13 protein-coding genes and 1 riboswitch are annotated in these 14400 nt (G+C 70.4%); of the genes, 10 read left to right on the top strand and 3 right to left on the bottom strand.

From position 1 onward, the window contains the following. Nucleotides 1–84 precede the first annotated feature (84 nt). On the top strand, nt 85–1329 hold the full coding sequence (locus CV755_RS15210) for a L,D-transpeptidase (protein WP_109280782.1): 1245 nt from the start codon (nt 85–87) through the stop codon (nt 1327–1329). Between the two features lie 26 nt (nt 1330–1355). Here CV755_RS15210 and CV755_RS15205 read toward each other — a convergent pair whose 3' ends face one another. After that, on the bottom strand, nt 1356–1757 hold the full coding sequence (locus CV755_RS15205) for a DNA-binding transcriptional response regulator (RefSeq protein ID WP_109280781.1): 402 nt from the start codon (nt 1755–1757) through the stop codon (nt 1356–1358). A gap of 251 nt (nt 1758–2008) precedes the next feature. Here CV755_RS15205 and ctaE point away from each other — a divergent pair, with 251 nt between their 5' ends. The 6 genes from ctaE to CV755_RS15175 all read left to right on the top strand — a co-directional run bounded on the left by ctaE (nt 2009) and on the right by CV755_RS15175 (nt 9124). Next, nucleotides 2009–2629, top strand: coding sequence for an aa3-type cytochrome oxidase subunit III (gene ctaE, locus CV755_RS15200; protein WP_109280780.1), 621 nt, complete (start codon nt 2009–2011; stop codon nt 2627–2629). Nucleotides 2630–2694: 65 nt separating this feature from the next. Continuing rightward, nucleotides 2695–3504 carry a cytochrome bc1 complex diheme cytochrome c subunit gene (qcrC, locus tag CV755_RS15195; protein WP_109280779.1) on the top strand — a complete coding sequence of 270 codons (810 nt, stop codon included), beginning with the start codon at nt 2695–2697 and terminating at the stop codon, nt 3502–3504. After that, nucleotides 3501–4556, top strand: a complete 1056-nt coding sequence (qcrA, locus tag CV755_RS15190; RefSeq protein WP_109280778.1) for a cytochrome bc1 complex Rieske iron-sulfur subunit — start codon at nt 3501–3503, stop codon at nt 4554–4556. The genes qcrC and qcrA overlap by 4 nt, the downstream gene beginning before the upstream one ends. Continuing rightward, nucleotides 4553–6175, top strand: a complete 1623-nt coding sequence (gene qcrB, locus CV755_RS15185) for a cytochrome bc1 complex cytochrome b subunit (RefSeq protein WP_109280777.1) — start codon at nt 4553–4555, stop codon at nt 6173–6175. The genes qcrA and qcrB overlap by 4 nt, the downstream gene beginning before the upstream one ends. 143 nt (nt 6176–6318) lie before the next feature. After that, on the top strand, nt 6319–7383 hold the full coding sequence (gene trpD, locus CV755_RS15180) for an anthranilate phosphoribosyltransferase (RefSeq protein WP_109280776.1): 1065 nt from the start codon (nt 6319–6321) through the stop codon (nt 7381–7383). A 214-nt stretch (nt 7384–7597) separates the two neighbouring features. Beyond that, nucleotides 7598–7715, top strand: a riboswitch (SAM riboswitch). Nucleotides 7716–7855: 140 nt separating this feature from the next. Then, nucleotides 7856–9124 (top strand): aminotransferase class V-fold PLP-dependent enzyme, encoded by a 1269-nt coding sequence (locus CV755_RS15175; protein WP_109280775.1) that lies wholly within the window; start codon nt 7856–7858, stop codon nt 9122–9124. Between the two features lie 108 nt (nt 9125–9232). On the opposite strand, the gene CV755_RS15170 is transcribed toward CV755_RS15175, so the two are convergent. Together CV755_RS15170 and CV755_RS15165 are read right to left on the bottom strand one after the other, a co-directional pair. Beyond that, on the bottom strand, nt 9233–9514 hold the full coding sequence (locus CV755_RS15170) for an Lrp/AsnC ligand binding domain-containing protein (RefSeq protein WP_109280774.1): 282 nt from the start codon (nt 9512–9514) through the stop codon (nt 9233–9235). Then, nucleotides 9511–10230, bottom strand: a complete 720-nt coding sequence (locus CV755_RS15165; RefSeq protein ID WP_109280773.1) for a rhomboid family intramembrane serine protease — start codon at nt 10228–10230, stop codon at nt 9511–9513. Before CV755_RS15165 ends, CV755_RS15170 begins: the two co-directional genes overlap by 4 nt. A 136-nt stretch (nt 10231–10366) precedes the next feature. Here CV755_RS15165 and CV755_RS15160 point away from each other — a divergent pair, with 136 nt between their 5' ends. The 3 genes from CV755_RS15160 to CV755_RS15150 all read left to right on the top strand — a co-directional run bounded on the left by CV755_RS15160 (nt 10367) and on the right by CV755_RS15150 (nt 14373). Next, nucleotides 10367–11752 carry an NYN domain-containing protein gene (locus tag CV755_RS15160; protein ID WP_109281882.1) on the top strand — a complete coding sequence of 462 codons (1386 nt, stop codon included), beginning with the start codon at nt 10367–10369 and terminating at the stop codon, nt 11750–11752. Between the two features lie 232 nt (nt 11753–11984). Next, nucleotides 11985–13028: a C40 family peptidase gene (locus CV755_RS15155; RefSeq protein ID WP_109280772.1), complete on the top strand. Its 1044-nt coding sequence runs from the start codon at nt 11985–11987 to the stop codon at nt 13026–13028. A 247-nt stretch (nt 13029–13275) separates the two neighbouring features. Beyond that, nucleotides 13276–14373, top strand: a complete 1098-nt coding sequence (locus tag CV755_RS15150) for an NlpC/P60 family protein (RefSeq protein WP_422070553.1) — start codon at nt 13276–13278, stop codon at nt 14371–14373. Nucleotides 14374–14400 lie beyond the last annotated feature (27 nt).

Raw genomic sequence — 14400 nt, 5'->3', positions numbered from 1 at the left:
CGGGGCCCGGTGCATTTCATGGGGCGTTACCCGTTTGCAGTCACCCCACGGGCCGCCGGGCGGGAACCTTCCTACGGTTGGACCATGAGCCACTCACCTCGCCGCCGCACGGTGTCCGGCGGCGTACTGCTGTTGGTCTGCCTGGCGTTGGGGGGCACCGGGTGCGGCTCCGCCAACCCGCTCGCCGAACAGCCCTACGACGCCACCGACCAGGTCTCGCTGGCCGCCGGCCAGGAGGGCGGCAAGGCCGACCCCAGCAAGCCGCTGGAGGTCACCGCCAGCGGCGACGACCGGATCACCGATGTCACCGCCACCGACGCCGCCGGGCGCTATCTGGCGGGGGAGCTGGACCCGGACGGCTCACGCTGGCACAGCACCGCCGCGCTGGCGGCCGGCGCCCGCTACACGGTGCGGGTGAGCACGGAGGACGAGGACGGGGCCCAGGGGCGCCGTACGCTGGATTTCGAGACCGGCCCGGCCACCCGCCTGCTCACCGTCACCTTCGGCCCCAAGAGCGGCACCTATGGCGTCGGACAGCCCGTCACCGCCGAACTGAGCACCCCCATCCAGGACCCCGCCTCCCGGGCGGTCATCGAACACGCCCTGCGGGTGGAGTCCCAGCCCCGGGTGCAGGGCGCCTGGCACTGGGTCAACAACCGGGTGCTGCACTACCGGCCGAAGGAGTTCTGGCCCGCGCACGCGGTCATCGATGTGCATGCCGCCCTGGAGGGCATCAGGATCGGCGGCGGCCTCTACGGCGGCCCGGCCAAGCCGATCCGGCTGACCACCGGCGACCGGGTGGAGGCCATCACCGACGCCGCCGGGCACTATATGACGGTGCTGAAGAACGGCGAGGAGATCCGCTCCATCCCGGTCACCACCGGCAAGCCCGGATACGCCACCCGCAACGGGGTCAAGGTGGTCCTCGGCCAGGAATCCTTCGTACGGATGCGCGGCGCCACCATCGGCATCGCCGAGGGCAGCGAGGACTCCTACGACCTGCCGGTCTACTGGGCCACCAGGGTCACCTGGAGCGGTGAGTACGTCCATGCCGCGCCCTGGTCCGAGGGCTCCCAGGGCGCGGACAACGTCAGCCATGGCTGCACCGGGATGTCCACCGAGAACGCCAAGTGGTTCTTCGACAATGTCCGGGTCGGCGATGTGGTCCGGGTGATCAACAGCGCGGGCGCCACGATGACGCCGTTCGACAACGGCTTCGGCGACTGGAACATGTCGTGGAAGGAGTGGCGGCAGGGGAGCGCGCTGGCGGCGGGCAAGCGGGAGGGTTCTTCTCCGGCGGACGCGGCCCGCCTGCGCCCCGCCCTCTGACGGGACGCCCGCCGGCCGGACCGCTCCTACGAGGCCACCGCCAGCCGCTGGCGCAGCACCCGCGCCAGCGCCTCGGCCAGGGCCACCGGGTCGATGGGGTGGGTCACCGCCGCCTCGGCCCGGCTCCAGGTGGCCAGCCAGGCGTCCTGCGGCCGGCCGATCAGCACCACCACCGGGGGGCAGCGGAAGATCTCGTCCTTGAGCTGCCGGCAGACCCCCATGCCACCGGCCGGCGCGGTCTCCCCGTCCAGCACACAGACATCGATCCGGCGCTCCTGGAGGGTGCTGAGCACCGCCGGAAGGGTGGCGCACTCCACATACTCCAGCTCCGGCAGATCCGGCGCCGGACGGCGCCCGGCGGCCAGCCGCACCTGCTCGCGGGTGCTCGAGTCATCGCTGTAGACCAGGACCGTGGCCGTCGGCTGCATCGTTCCTCCGTGCTTGTTCGGCAAGGGCGGACTGCTGCGCCGGATGCTACTGGGGAAATCCCCGCCGGAGGAGGGTGCGTCAAGCGGTGGAAAAGCCCCGACGGGCCGTCAGCGCGGCCTGCCCCGGCCGCCCTTCCCCCTTAAGAGGGACCGCTGTATGACCGGTGGGCTCCGCCGTACGAGCAGGGCATACGCTCTTGACACACCGAACGGCACCCCCCGGAGTGAGCGCGAGATAAGCGACCGACATAATGTCGGTCGTGGCGACAGCAACAGCAGTAGATACCGGGCACGCGCACCCCTCGGTCAACCGACCGAACCTCACCAGCGTCGGAACCATCATCTGGCTGAGTTCCGAGCTGATGTTCTTCGCGGCCCTCTTCGCGATGTACTTCACCCTTCGTTCGGTGACCGGCGCCGCCCACTGGAAGGACATGGCGTCGTCACTGAACGTTCCGTTCTCGGCGACTAACACCACGATCCTGGTGCTCTCCTCGCTCACCTGCCAGCTCGGCGTTTTCGCCGCCGAGCGCGGTGATGTGAAGAAGCTGCGCACCTGGTTCGCGATCACCTTCGTGATGGGCGCCATCTTCATCGGTGGCCAGATCTTCGAGTACACCGACCTGGTCAAGAAGGACGGGCTCTCGCTCTCCTCCGACCCGTACGGCTCGGCGTTCTATCTGACGACCGGCTTCCACGGACTGCATGTGACCGGCGGCCTCATCGCCTTCCTGCTGGTCCTGGGCAGGACGTACGCGGCCAAGAGGTTTACGCACCACCAGGCGACGGCGGCCATCGTCGTGTCCTACTACTGGCACTTCGTCGACGTGGTCTGGATCGGCCTCTTCGCCACGATCTACTTGATCAAGTAATCGGTCCCGTCACCGGACCAACCAGACCCGCATCGACGCAGAAGATCCTGACACCGGGGTAATCCGTGAAAAAGCTCTCCGCACGACGACGCCATCCGCTGGCGGCGGTCGTCGTCCTACTCTTCGCGCTGGCGGTAACCGGGGGGCTGTACGCCGCGTTCGCGCCGGCCAGCACGGCCAAGGCCGATGATTCCGCCCAGTCCCTCGCCATCGAGGAGGGCAAGAAGCTCTACTCGACGGGGTGCGCCACCTGCCACGGCATCGGCGGTCAGGGCACCTCTGACGGCCCCAGCCTGGTCGGTGTGGGCTCCGCGGCCGTGGACTTCCAGGTGGGCACCGGCCGTATGCCGGCCCAGCAGCCCGGTGCCCAGGTGCCGCGCAAGAAGAAGATCTACTCGCAGGCCGAGATCGACCAGCTGGCCGCGTACATCGCCTCCCTGGGCGCCGGTCCCTCGGTTCCGACCAAGGACCAGTACAGCCCGAACGGTGCGGACATCGCCAAGGGCGGGGAGCTCTTCCGTACCAACTGCGCGCAGTGCCACAACGCCACCGGCAAGGGTGGCGCCCTCTCGAACGGCAAGTTTGCGCCGAGCCTTGAGGACGTCGACCCCAAGCACATCTACGAGGCCATGCAGACCGGCCCGCAGAACATGCCCTCCTTCCCCGACACGACCATGTCGGAGAAGAACAAGAAGGACATCATCGCGTACCTCGACGCGGTAGACACCAAGAAGTCGGAGAACCCGGGCGGTCTCGAACTGGGCGGTCTCGGCCCGGTCAGTGAGGGTCTGTTCGCGTGGATCTTCGGCCTGGGTGCTCTGGTCGCCGTCGCCATCTGGGTCGCCGCCCGGACCGCAAAGGCCAAGAAGTCATGAGTAGCCAAGACATTCCAGAAGAGTCCCTGCCCAGCACGCAGGGCGCCGCGCACCAAGGTGCCGTGGTCAGTGGCGAAGACCCCTTCGCCGACCCGGGCCTGCCGCCGCACGAGCACCGCATCCAGGACATCGACGAACGGGCCGCCAAGCGCTCCGAGCGCGTGGTCGCGTTCCTGTTCACCCTGTCCATGCTGGCCACGGTCGGCTTTATCGTCGCCTACCTGGCCATCCCGGTCGACAAGAACATCTATGTGTTCCCGATCGGCCACATCAGCGCGCTGAACTTCTCCCTGGGCCTGTCCCTGGGCGTGGCGCTGTTCTGCATCGGCGCGGGCGCCGTCCACTGGGCGCGCACCCTGATGTCCGATGTCGAGGTCGCCGACGAGCGTCACCCGATCGAGGCTTCGCCCGAGGTCAAGGCCAAGGTTCTGGCCGACTTCGCGGACGGCGCCCGGGAGTCGGCGCTGGGCCGTCGCAAGCTGATCCGCAACACCATGTTCGGTGCGCTGGCCATGTTCCCGCTCTCCGGCGTGTTCCTGCTGGGCGGTCTCGGCCCCAAGCCGGGCACCAAGCTCCGCAAGACCAAGTGGTCCGCGGGCAAGATGCTGATCAACCAGAACACCATGCAGCCGCTGCGTCCGGAGGACGTCCAGGTCGGTTCGCTGACCTTCGCCATGCCCGAGGGCATGTCGGAGGAGGACCACGACTTCCAGCAGGAGATCGCCAAGGCGGCCCTGATGATCGTCCGGCTCCGTCCGGAGAACATCAAGGACAAGCGTGAGCTGGACTGGTCGGTGGACGGCATTGTCGCCTTCTCCAAGATCTGCACCCATGTGGGCTGCCCGATCAGCCTCTACGAGCAGCAGACGCACCATGTGCTGTGCCCGTGTCACCAGTCCACCTTCGACCTCTCGGACGGCGGACGCGTGATCTTCGGCCCTGCCGGACACCCGCTGCCGCAGTTGCAGATCAAGGTCAACGACAAGGGCTACCTCGAGGCGATGGGCGACTTCCCGGAGCCCGTCGGTCCTGCCTTCTGGGAGCGCGGATGAGTACTACAGAGCAGCGCCGCAAGGCGCCCGCCGGCGAGCGGGTGGCCGACTGGGCGGATGGCCGACTGGGCATCTACAGCCTGGCCAAGGCCAATATGCGCAAGATCTTCCCGGACCACTGGTCCTTTATGCTGGGCGAGGTCTGCCTCTACAGCTTCCTGATCATCATCCTCACGGGTGTGTATCTGACGCTGTTCTTCCACCCCAGCATGGAAGAGGTCGTCTACCACGGCTCCTATGTGCCCCTGCAGGGCGTGCGGGTCTCGGAGGCGTTCAACTCCACCATGCACATCAGCTTCGATGTGCGCGGTGGTCTGCTGATCCGTCAGATCCACCACTGGGCCGCGCTGGTCTTCCTGGCCGGCATGTTCGTGCACATGATGCGCGTCTTCTTCACCGGCGCCTTCCGCAAGCCGCGTGAGATCAACTGGCTGTTCGGCTTCCTGCTGTTCGTCCTCGGCGTGTTCACCGGCTTCACCGGCTACTCGCTCCCGGACGACCTGCTCTCCGGCACCGGTGTCCGCTTCACCGAGGGCGCCATCCTGTCCGTGCCGGTGGTCGGCACGTACATCTCGATGTTCCTCTTCGGCGGCGAGTTCCCCGGCGCGGACATCGTGCCGCGGTTCTACTCGATCCACATCCTGCTGCTGCCGGGCATCATGCTCGGCCTTGTGGTGGCCCACCTGATCCTGGTCATCTACCACAAGCACACGCAGTTCCCCGGCCCCGGCCGGACCGAGAAGAACGTGGTCGGCATGCCGCTGCTGCCGGTCTACATGGCCAAGGCCGGAGGCTTCTTCTTCCTGGTCTTCGGTGTGATCGCGGCGGTGGCGGCACTGGCCACCATCAACCCGATCTGGGACTTCGGCCCGTACCGGCCGGACCATGTGTCCACCGGCGCCCAGCCCGACTGGTACATGGGCTTCGCCGAGGGCCTGGTCCGTGTGATGCCGGGCTGGGAGATCAATGTCGCGGGCCACACCCTGGTCCTGGGTGTGTTCATCCCGATCGTGATCTTCCCGCTGGTGCTGATCGCCATCGGCATCTACCCCTTCATCGAGTCCTGGGTCACCGGCGACAAGCGGGAGCACCACCTGCTGGACCGCCCGCGCAACGCCCCGACCCGCACCGCGTTCGGCGCCGCCTGGATCGCCGAGTACTTTGTGCTGCTGATCGGTGGTGGCAACGACCTGTGGGCCACCCACTTCCACCTGTCGATCAACTCGATCACCTGGTTCGTCCGGATCGCGTTCTTCGTGGTGCCGGTGCTGGTCTTCATCGCCACCAAGCGGGTCTGCCTGGGCCTGCAGCGGCGTGACCGGGACAAGGTGCTGCACGGTCGCGAGACCGGCATCATCAAGCGCCTGCCGCACGGTGAGTTCATCGAGGTGCACGAGCCGCTCAGCCAGGACCAGCTGCACACCCTCACCGCGCATGAGCAGCCCAGGCCGCTCGAGCTGGAGCCCGAGGTGGATGAGAACGGCGTCGCCCGCAAGGCGGGCGCCGGCCAGAAGCTGCGGGTCAAGCTGTCCCGGGGCTTCTACGGCGAGGGATCGCAGATCCCCAAGCCCACCGCGGAGGAATACCAGGAGATCACCAGCGGCCACGGCCACCACTGATCGACTGATCCGACCCCGCTGACCGCCACAGCGAAGAGCCCCGTCCACTGTATGGACGGGGCTCTTCGCCGTTCCCGGGCTGGATAGGCTGGACGGCACGGAACGGCACCCGAGGCGCGTGCCCGAAACCAGGAGTGTGGACCATGAACGTTGCGACCCCGGCAGGCGGCGAGCGCGCGGTGGCCCTTTCCTGGCCGGGCGTGCTGGAGGCCCTGCTCAACCGGGTGGACCTGGACGCGGACAGCACCGCCTGGGCGATGGACCGCATCATGCGCGGCCAGGCCACCGACGCCCAGATCGCCGGGTTCGCCATGGCGCTGCGGGCCAAGGGTGAGACGGTGGCCGAGATCAGCGGGCTGGTCCGGGCGATGTACCAGCACGCCCGGCTGATCGAGGTGCCCGGGCCCAGCGTGGACATCGTGGGCACCGGCGGCGACGGCGCCAAGACCGTCAATATCTCCACCATGTCCGCCATCGTGGTGGCCGGTACCGGCGCCACGGTGGTCAAGCACGGCAGCCGGGCGGCCTCCTCCGCCAGCGGCGCCTCGGACGTCCTGGAGAAGCTGGGCGTCAACCTGGACCTGAGTCCGCGGCGGGTGGCCGAGGTGGCCCGGGAGGCCGGGATCACCTTCTGCTTCGCGGTGAACTTCCACCCCGCGCTGCGCCATGTGGCGGCGGCCCGGCGGGAGTTGGGGGTGCGCACCACCTTCAATGTGCTCGGTCCGCTGACCAACCCGGCCCGGGTGAAGGCCCAGGCCACCGGGGTGGCGGACGCCCGGATGGCACCCATCCTGGCCGGGGTGCTGGCCGAACGGGGCTCCTCTGCGCTGGTGTTCCGGGGTGACGACGGGCTGGACGAGCTGACCACCACCGCCACCTCCCGGGTCTGGGTGGTCCGCGATGGCCGCGTCCACGAGGAGCCCTTCGACCCGCGCGAGGTGGGCATCGACCTGGTGCCGGTGGAGGCGCTGCGCGGTGCGGACGCCTCGTACAACGCGGATGTGGCCCGCCGGCTGCTGGCCGGGGAGCGGGGTCCGGTACGGGACGCGGTGCTGCTCAACTCGGCGGCGGCGCTGGTGGCTCTGTCGCCGGCGGACGCACCGCTGACCGAGCAGATCGCGGCGGCCCTCGACCGCGCGGCCCACTCCCTGGACTCGGGCGCGGCCCGCCGCGTCCTGGACCGCTGGGTAACGGCCAGCAACGCGTAGCACGGGCGCGCCCCGTCAGGGGCGCGGGGAACTGCGCGAGCAACCACGGGCGGGCCGCACCCAGAACGCGACGGGTGCGCCCCGTCAGGGGCGCGGGGAACTGCGCGAGCAACCACGGGCGGGCCGCACCCGCAAGGCGACGGGGGAACCCCAAGCCCACTATGCGGACAGCTCTTTGGCGAACCCGGCGAAGCGTATGGCATACTCCCGGCCAGGTCACGAGTGACAGCGACACAGGCCCCGGCCCGCTGTCCGGCAACCCTCCGTCCGTGGCGGGGTGCCCCGGGTGATGACCGGGCCGCAGGCAGCGAGGTCTGCGGCAAGCGCGGATCCCTCGCCAGGGATCCTGGTCGTCGAGGGAGATCCTTCCGTGAACCAGCGAATGCGCTAGGGCTGCAAGCCCCTTGCAAGCCCTATTCCGCACCCCCTTCACCAACGCACCCGCTTCGCTTGCCCCTTACGGGAGTTCACCATGCCGCTGTCCGCTGCCGTTTCCGCCCCGCTGCCCGTTCTGGGGCGAGATGTCCTGGTGCCGCTGGCCGATGGAAGCGAGGTGACCTACGCGGCGCTGGACTACGCGGCCAGCGCACCGGCCCTGCAACGGGTATGGGACGAAGTCGCCGCGTACGCGCCGTACTACGGCAGTGTGCACCGGGGTGCGGGCTACCTCTCCAGGCTGTCCACCGAACTGTTCGAGAACAGCCGCCGCACCGTCGCGGAGTTCCTCGGCTGCCGCCCGGACGACCAGGTGGTCTTCACCCGCTCCACCACCGACTCGCTCAACCTGCTGGCCGGCGCGCTGCCTTGGCGCACCCGGGTGTTTGTCTTCGAGACCGAGCACCATGCCGCGCTGCTGCCCTGGGGGCGGCGGGACGATGTCCGGGTCACCTGGCTGGACGCGCCGCGCGCCCCGGGTGAGGCCGTGGACATCCTGGAGCGTGCGTTGGCCGCCCGCGACCCCCATGGTCCCGCCCTGGTCTGTGTCACCGGCGCGTCCAATGTGACCGGAGAGCTGTGGCCGGTAAGGGAGTTGGCCGCCGCAGCCCATGCGCATGGTGCGCGGATCGTGCTGGACGCGGCCCAGCTGGCGCCCCATCACCCGGTGGACATAAGCGAGTTGGACGTGGACTGGGTGGCCTTCTCCGGGCACAAGCTGTACGCCCCTTTCGGGGCGGGGGTACTGGCCGGGCGGGCGGACTGGCTGGGGGAGGCGGAGCCCTATCTGGCCGGGGGCGGGGCGAGCCGCCGGGTGGTGCGGGATGGGCGGGGCCTGGTGCGGGTGGAGTGGCAGGAGGGCGCCGCCCGGCATGAGGCGGGCTCGCCCAATGTGATCGGGGTCCATGCGATCGCCGCCGCGTGCAAGGCGCTGACCGAGGCGGGGTTCGATGCACTGGTGGAGCGCGAGCGGGCGCTGGTGGACCGGGTACGGGCGGAACTCGCGGAGCTGCCGCGGGTCCGGGTGCTCTCGCTGTTCGGGGAGGGGGCGCCCCGGGTGGGGGTGATCTCCTTTGTGGTGGAGGGGTGGGACAGCGGTCGCTTCGCGGCGGCGCTGTCGGAGGGGTACGGGATCGGGGTGCGGGACGGGTTGTTCTGCGCTCATCCGCTGGTGCGGGTGCTGCTGGGGCGTGAGCCCGAGGAGTGTGGGGGTTCCCTCAACGCGGTACGCGTCAGCTTTGGCGTTGGCACGCCGGATGAGCACATTGAGCGCTTCCTGCGAGCGGTAAGGGAGTTGGCCCCGTAGGGGCCGCCCCGTAAGGGGCGCGGGGAACTGCGCGAGCAACCCCAAGCCAACCCCGTGAGCAACCCCAAGCCAACCCGCAGACGAAGAACCCCGTAACCCGCGGAGCGCTCAGCTCTCCAGGCCGATGGCGAAAGCCGCTTCCAGGTCGTGCTGGGAGTACGTGCGGAACGCGATATGCGTCTCGGTGGAGGCGACACCCTCCACCTTGCTGATGCGGCCCGGGATGACCTCCGCCAGATCGTCGTGCCGGGCCACCCGCACCAGGGCGATCAGGTCGTAGACGCCGGTCACCGAGTACACCTCGCTGACGCCCTCGATCGCGGCGATCCGCTCGGCGATCTCCGGGATCCGGTCCACGTCCGTCTTGATGAGCACGATCGAGGTGATCATGAGGGGTCGTCTCCTTCGGTGGACCGGGCTGCGTCCCTCACTCTAACCGCAGGGGCCCCGCACCCCCAGGCGAGCCCGAAGCCCAGCGAGAAGCCGATCACATGGGCCAGATAGGCCACCCCGGGCCGGTCCGCGGAGGCGCCCGCGCCCGGCCACTGGAGGGCGAACCAGAACAGCAGCACCGCCCAGGCGGGAAAACGCAGCGGGACGAAGAAGAGGAAGGGGAAGAGGCTGGTCACCCTGGCTCGGGGGAAGAGCCGCAGGAATGCGCCGAGCACCCCGGAGATGGCCCCGGAGGCGCCGACCAGCGGCTGGCCGGAGCCGGTGTGCGCGGCCGCGTAGCCGAGCAGGGCCAGATAGCCGGTGGCCAGGTAGCACAGGGCGAAGGCGAGCCGGCCCAGGCGCTCCTCGGTCATGGCGCCGAAGACATGGAGAAAGAGCATATTGCCCAGCAGATGCAGCCAGTTGCCATGGACGAACAGGGCGGTCAGCGGGGTGAGCCAGGCCGTGGCCGGGCCGTGCCACAGCTCGGCCGGCACCACTCCCCAGCGGGCGAAGTAGGCGGTCTGCGCGGTGAGCAGCCGGGTTCCGGCACCGTAGCCGGGATCGAGGCCGGAGGCCGGGCCGAGGAGGAAGACCGCGCAGCAGATGGTGAGGAGGGCGTAGGTGATCCACGGGGGCCCGGCTCGTCCCGCCCGGCCTGCTTTTGCGATCATGGGCAGATGATGGCTTACCGGGGCAAGCCGGGCGGAGTGCCTCGCCGGGTGGTCCGGTAGGCGCCCCGCCGTGGGGACACCAGGCCGTAGGGTTACGGAAAGCACCCCGTAGCCCATGAACAGGACGGACGACACCATGAGCGTTTCCCAGCCGACGGGTGGGGCCGGCGCGCCGGATCCTTCCGCGGCGGCCGGTGACGCCGGCGGTGCCGCCGAGGTGCTGGAGCGTCCGCTGCCCGAGGGCATCCGGCGGCGGGTCATCGCCCTGGTCGCCGACGCCTTCGGCGGGCTGACCGTGTCCGAACTGCCCGCCTCGCTGCGGCAGTACGCCCGTTTCACCCCCAGCCGCCGGGCCAAGTTCGCGGGCAATGCCATGGCCACCGCGGTGGAGAGCGACACCGCTTTCAGACAGCGGATCTCCGCCCGGCTGCGGGAGATGGGCTCGGAGCTGGCCGAGGCGCTGGACGCCGGTACGGCGCCGGCCGCCGCGGACCCGGAGGACGTGGCGGCCATGGCCTTTGTACTGCGCCCGCCGGGCTGGGTGAAGCTGGTCACCGCCGCCGGTGAGGAGGCGCAGCGGGCCGGCGCGGAGCGGGCCGGTGAGGAGGCGCAGCGCGAGTTGCGCAGGCTGCGCGAGGAGTTGGCCGAGGCGCGCGCCCAGGCCCGTGGCGAGGTGGAGCGCCTGCGCGCCGAACTGGACGCCGCGCGGCGGGAGTCGGAGGCCCAGCAGCGCAAGCTGCGCAGTGCGCAGAGCGATGTGCGGCGCGGCGAGGCGGCGTTGCGCAAGGCGCGGGAGGAGCTGGAGGCGCTGCGTTCGGAGGCGTCCGCGGAGCTGGCGGCGGCGCTGGGGGAGACCCGGCGGGTCAAGGCGCGGCTGGCGGAGGCCGAGTCGGCGCTGGAGTCGAGCCGGCGGGCGGTGCGCGAGGGGCGCAGCGTGGAGGACATGCGGCTGCGGCTGCTGCTGGACACGGTGCTGGACGCGGCGCAGGGCCTGCGCCGGGAGCTGGCCCTGCCGCCCGCCTCGGTGCACCCGGCGGATCTGGTGGACGCGGTGGAGCCGGGGCGGATGTCGCCCAAGGACATCGCGGCCCGGGCGCTTTCGGAGACCGATCCGGCGCTGCTGGACCAGCTGTTGGCGCTGCCCCAGGCGCATCTGGTGGTGGACGGCTACAACGTGACCAAGACCGGCTATCCCACCATGCCGCTGGACAAGCAGCGGCTGCGGCTGCTGGGCGGGCTGGCCATGCTGGCGGCGCAGAGCGGTGCGGAGGTCACCTGTGTCTTCGACGGCGCGGAGCTGGCGGCGCCGGTGCTGCTGGCGCCGCCGCGCGGGGTGCGGGTGCTGTTCAGCAAGCCGGGGGTGACCGCGGACGAGCTGATCCGTCAACTGGTGCGCGCGGAGCCGCCGGGCCGTCCGGTGGTGGTGGTCTCCACCGACCGCGAGGTGGCGGACGGGGTGGCCAAGGCGGGGGCGCGGCCGGTGGCATCGGCCTTGCTGCTCAAGCGACTTGCTCGTACCTAAGCGTCAACTGGCCATTACTGACCGTTTCGCGTTGGTAAAGGATGTACTGCTGAGGCGCTTTTTTTGCAGAGGGATTTGAACCGATCACTGAGAGGTCACTAAGGTCGGGCCTCGAACCCGCAAACGGTGATCACCCATTCGGAATGCCCGGGAATGCCCTGGCCATGCCTCGCTGAATGCCGCGCGGGTGCCGTTCTTTGAGAGTGCTTTGAGAGTGAAGGAGCTCGACTCCGTGGCGTCCCACCGTCGTCCCAAGCAGCCGGGCCGTACTCGGGTGACCGTGCTCACCGCGACCGCCGCCGCGGCCGTCGCCCTCTCCTCGCAGGCCGCGCACGCCGACCCCAAGCCTTCCAGGAGCGAAGTCAAGGCCAAGGTAGACAAGCTCTACGATGAGGCCGAGCAGGCGACCGAGAAGTACAACGGCGCCAAGGAGAAGCAGGCCAAGCTGGAGAAGCAGGTCGGCGAGATCCAGGACCAGGTGGCCCGCGGCCAGGACGAGCTCAACAAGCTGCGCGACAGCCTGGGTTCGGTGGCCACCGCCCAGTACCGCTCCGGCTCGGTGGACCCCTCGCTGCAACTGCTGCTCTCCTCCGACCCGGCCAGCTACCTGGACAAGGTCTCCACCCTGGACCAGGTCACCGGCAAGCAGGCGGAGACGCTCAAGCTGATATCCGCCAAGCAGCGCGCGCTCAAGCAGCAGCGGGCGGAGGCCGCCGGCAAGCTGGCCGACCTGGAGTCCACCCGCAAGGCGCTGGCCGACCACAAGACCGAGGTCCAGGGCAAGCTCTCGGACGCCCGCGACCTGCTCAATTCCCTTGACGCACAGGACCGCGCCGCGATCGAGCAGCAGGAGAACGGCAAGAACGGCAGCAATGGCTCCGACGGCCAGAGCAAGCCGGACCTGGGCAAGCAGGTGCCCAGCTCGGGCCGGGCCGCCGCCGCGCTGGCCGCCGCCCAGTCCAAGATCGGCAGCCCCTATGTCTATGGCGCCACCGGCCCCGACTCCTATGACTGCTCCGGGCTGACCTCCTGGGCGTACGCCCAGGCCGGCGTGGACATCCCGCGCACCTCCGAGGAGCAGGCCAACTACGGCACCCGCATCTCCGACCCCAGCCAGCTGCAGCCCGGTGACCTGGTGCTGTTCTATGGCGACCTGCACCACGTCGGCCTCTACGCGGGCAATGGCATGGTGCTGCACGCCCCGCACACCGGGGCCTTTGTGCGCTACGAGGCCATGGGCAATATGCCGTTCCAGTTCGGCGTCCGGGTGGGCTGACCCCCTCCTCGCGCTGCCACACCCGCCCGATCGGGGGAATCCCAGGGCACCGTCCTGACCGCACGCCCCGCCGATGACCTGCGTCTGTCGGCGGGGCGTCCGGCTTTCCCGCGGAACCCCCGGTCAGACGGTCTTTGAACCCGCGGTGAGCGCACCGCTACTGTCTGCGGCGCGCGGTGCCCCGCTCAGCGATCCGTCCCTCCGGGGCGGCAGGGCGCCGCACCAGCAGGAAGGAGTGCGGCAGCCCGTGGCGTTCCATCGCCGTCCCGCCCGGTCCGGTCCCGGCCGGAGCCCCGGCCACAGTCCGGGCCATGGCCTCGGCCGGAGTCTCGGCCAGACCGTCCGGGTCACCGTTCTGTCCGCCGCCATGGCCACCGCGGCCGCCGCCCTCACGGCGGGCCCGGCGGGCGCCGCCCCCGGCGACCCGGCCGGCGCGGTAAGGGCGCGGATCGACCGGCTCTACGAGGAGGCGGAGCGGGCCACCGAGAAGTTCAACGCCGCCGACGAACGGGCCACGGCCCTGCGGCGGAAGGTGGAGGAGGCCGCCGACCGGGTCGCCCGCGGCCAGGAGAGGGTCAACCGGATGCGCAACGCCCTGGGCATGTTCGCCGCCGCCCAGTACCGGTCCGGGGCCGTGGACCCGGTCATCGGGCTGCTGCTCTCCTCGGACCCGGACGGCTACCTCGACCGGGCCGCCGCCCTGGACCGGGTCAGCGGCCGGCAGGCCGAGCAGCTGCGCCGGCTCCAGGCCGCCCAGCGCACCCTGCGCCAGGAGCGTGCGGAGGCCGCCCGCTCGCTGGGCGAACTGGAGGACAACCGGCGGGCGGTGCAGCGGCACAAGCGCGAGGTGGAGCGCAAACTGGCCGCCGCCCAGCGGCTGTTGAACGCGCTGCCCGAGCCGGAGCGCGAGGAGTACGGGCGGGCCTCCCGCTCCGGCTCGTCCTACCGGCCCGACCTGGACCGGCCGGGCCGCTCCGGCCTGGCCGACCTGGCCGCCTCGGCCCGGGGCGCCGCCGCCGTGCGGGCCGCCCGCTCCGCCGTGGGCTCCCCCTACTCCTGGGGCGCCACCGGTCCCGGTGCCTTCGACTGCTCCGGGCTGATGCAGTGGGCCTACGGCCGGGCCGGAGTGGGCCTGCCGCGCACCTCCCAGGCCCAGCGCAACGCCGGACGCCATGTGCCGCTGGCCGAGGCCCGCCCCGGTGACCTGGTGATCTACCGGGACGACGCCAGCCATGTGGGCATGTACGTCGGCAACGGCCAGGTGGTGCACGCCCCCTACCCGGGCGCCCGGGTGCGCTACGACCGGGCGGACATGATGCCCATCTCCTCCGTCACCCGACCCTGACGACGGCGGTCCGTCCGGCCGCCTCGT

The sequence above is a fragment of the Streptomyces orinoci genome (assembly GCF_003121295.1).
Taxonomy (GTDB): Bacteria; Actinomycetota; Actinomycetes; order Streptomycetales; family Streptomycetaceae; genus Streptomyces; species Streptomyces orinoci.
This window is presented reverse-complemented; position numbering and strand designations above follow the sequence as displayed.

What these genes read in the sequence shown, in the direction of transcription:
- CV755_RS15210 (WP_109280782.1), top strand. Translation starts at nt 85, where the DNA reads ATGAGCCACTCACCTCGCCGCCGCACGGTGTCCGGCGGCGTACTGCTG.
- CV755_RS15205 (WP_109280781.1), bottom strand. Translation starts at nt 1,757, where the DNA reads ATGCAGCCGACGGCCACGGTCCTGGTCTACAGCGATGACTCGAGCACC.
- ctaE (WP_109280780.1), top strand. Translation starts at nt 2,009, where the DNA reads ATGTCGGTCGTGGCGACAGCAACAGCAGTAGATACCGGGCACGCGCAC.
- qcrA (WP_109280778.1), top strand. Translation starts at nt 3,501, where the DNA reads ATGAGTAGCCAAGACATTCCAGAAGAGTCCCTGCCCAGCACGCAGGGC.
- qcrB (WP_109280777.1), top strand. Translation starts at nt 4,553, where the DNA reads ATGAGTACTACAGAGCAGCGCCGCAAGGCGCCCGCCGGCGAGCGGGTG.
- trpD (WP_109280776.1), top strand. Translation starts at nt 6,319, where the DNA reads ATGAACGTTGCGACCCCGGCAGGCGGCGAGCGCGCGGTGGCCCTTTCC.
- CV755_RS15175 (WP_109280775.1), top strand. Translation starts at nt 7,856, where the DNA reads ATGCCGCTGTCCGCTGCCGTTTCCGCCCCGCTGCCCGTTCTGGGGCGA.
- CV755_RS15170 (WP_109280774.1), bottom strand. Translation starts at nt 9,514, where the DNA reads ATGATCACCTCGATCGTGCTCATCAAGACGGACGTGGACCGGATCCCG.
- CV755_RS15165 (WP_109280773.1), bottom strand. Translation starts at nt 10,230, where the DNA reads ATGATCGCAAAAGCAGGCCGGGCGGGACGAGCCGGGCCCCCGTGGATC.
- CV755_RS15160 (WP_109281882.1), top strand. Translation starts at nt 10,367, where the DNA reads ATGAGCGTTTCCCAGCCGACGGGTGGGGCCGGCGCGCCGGATCCTTCC.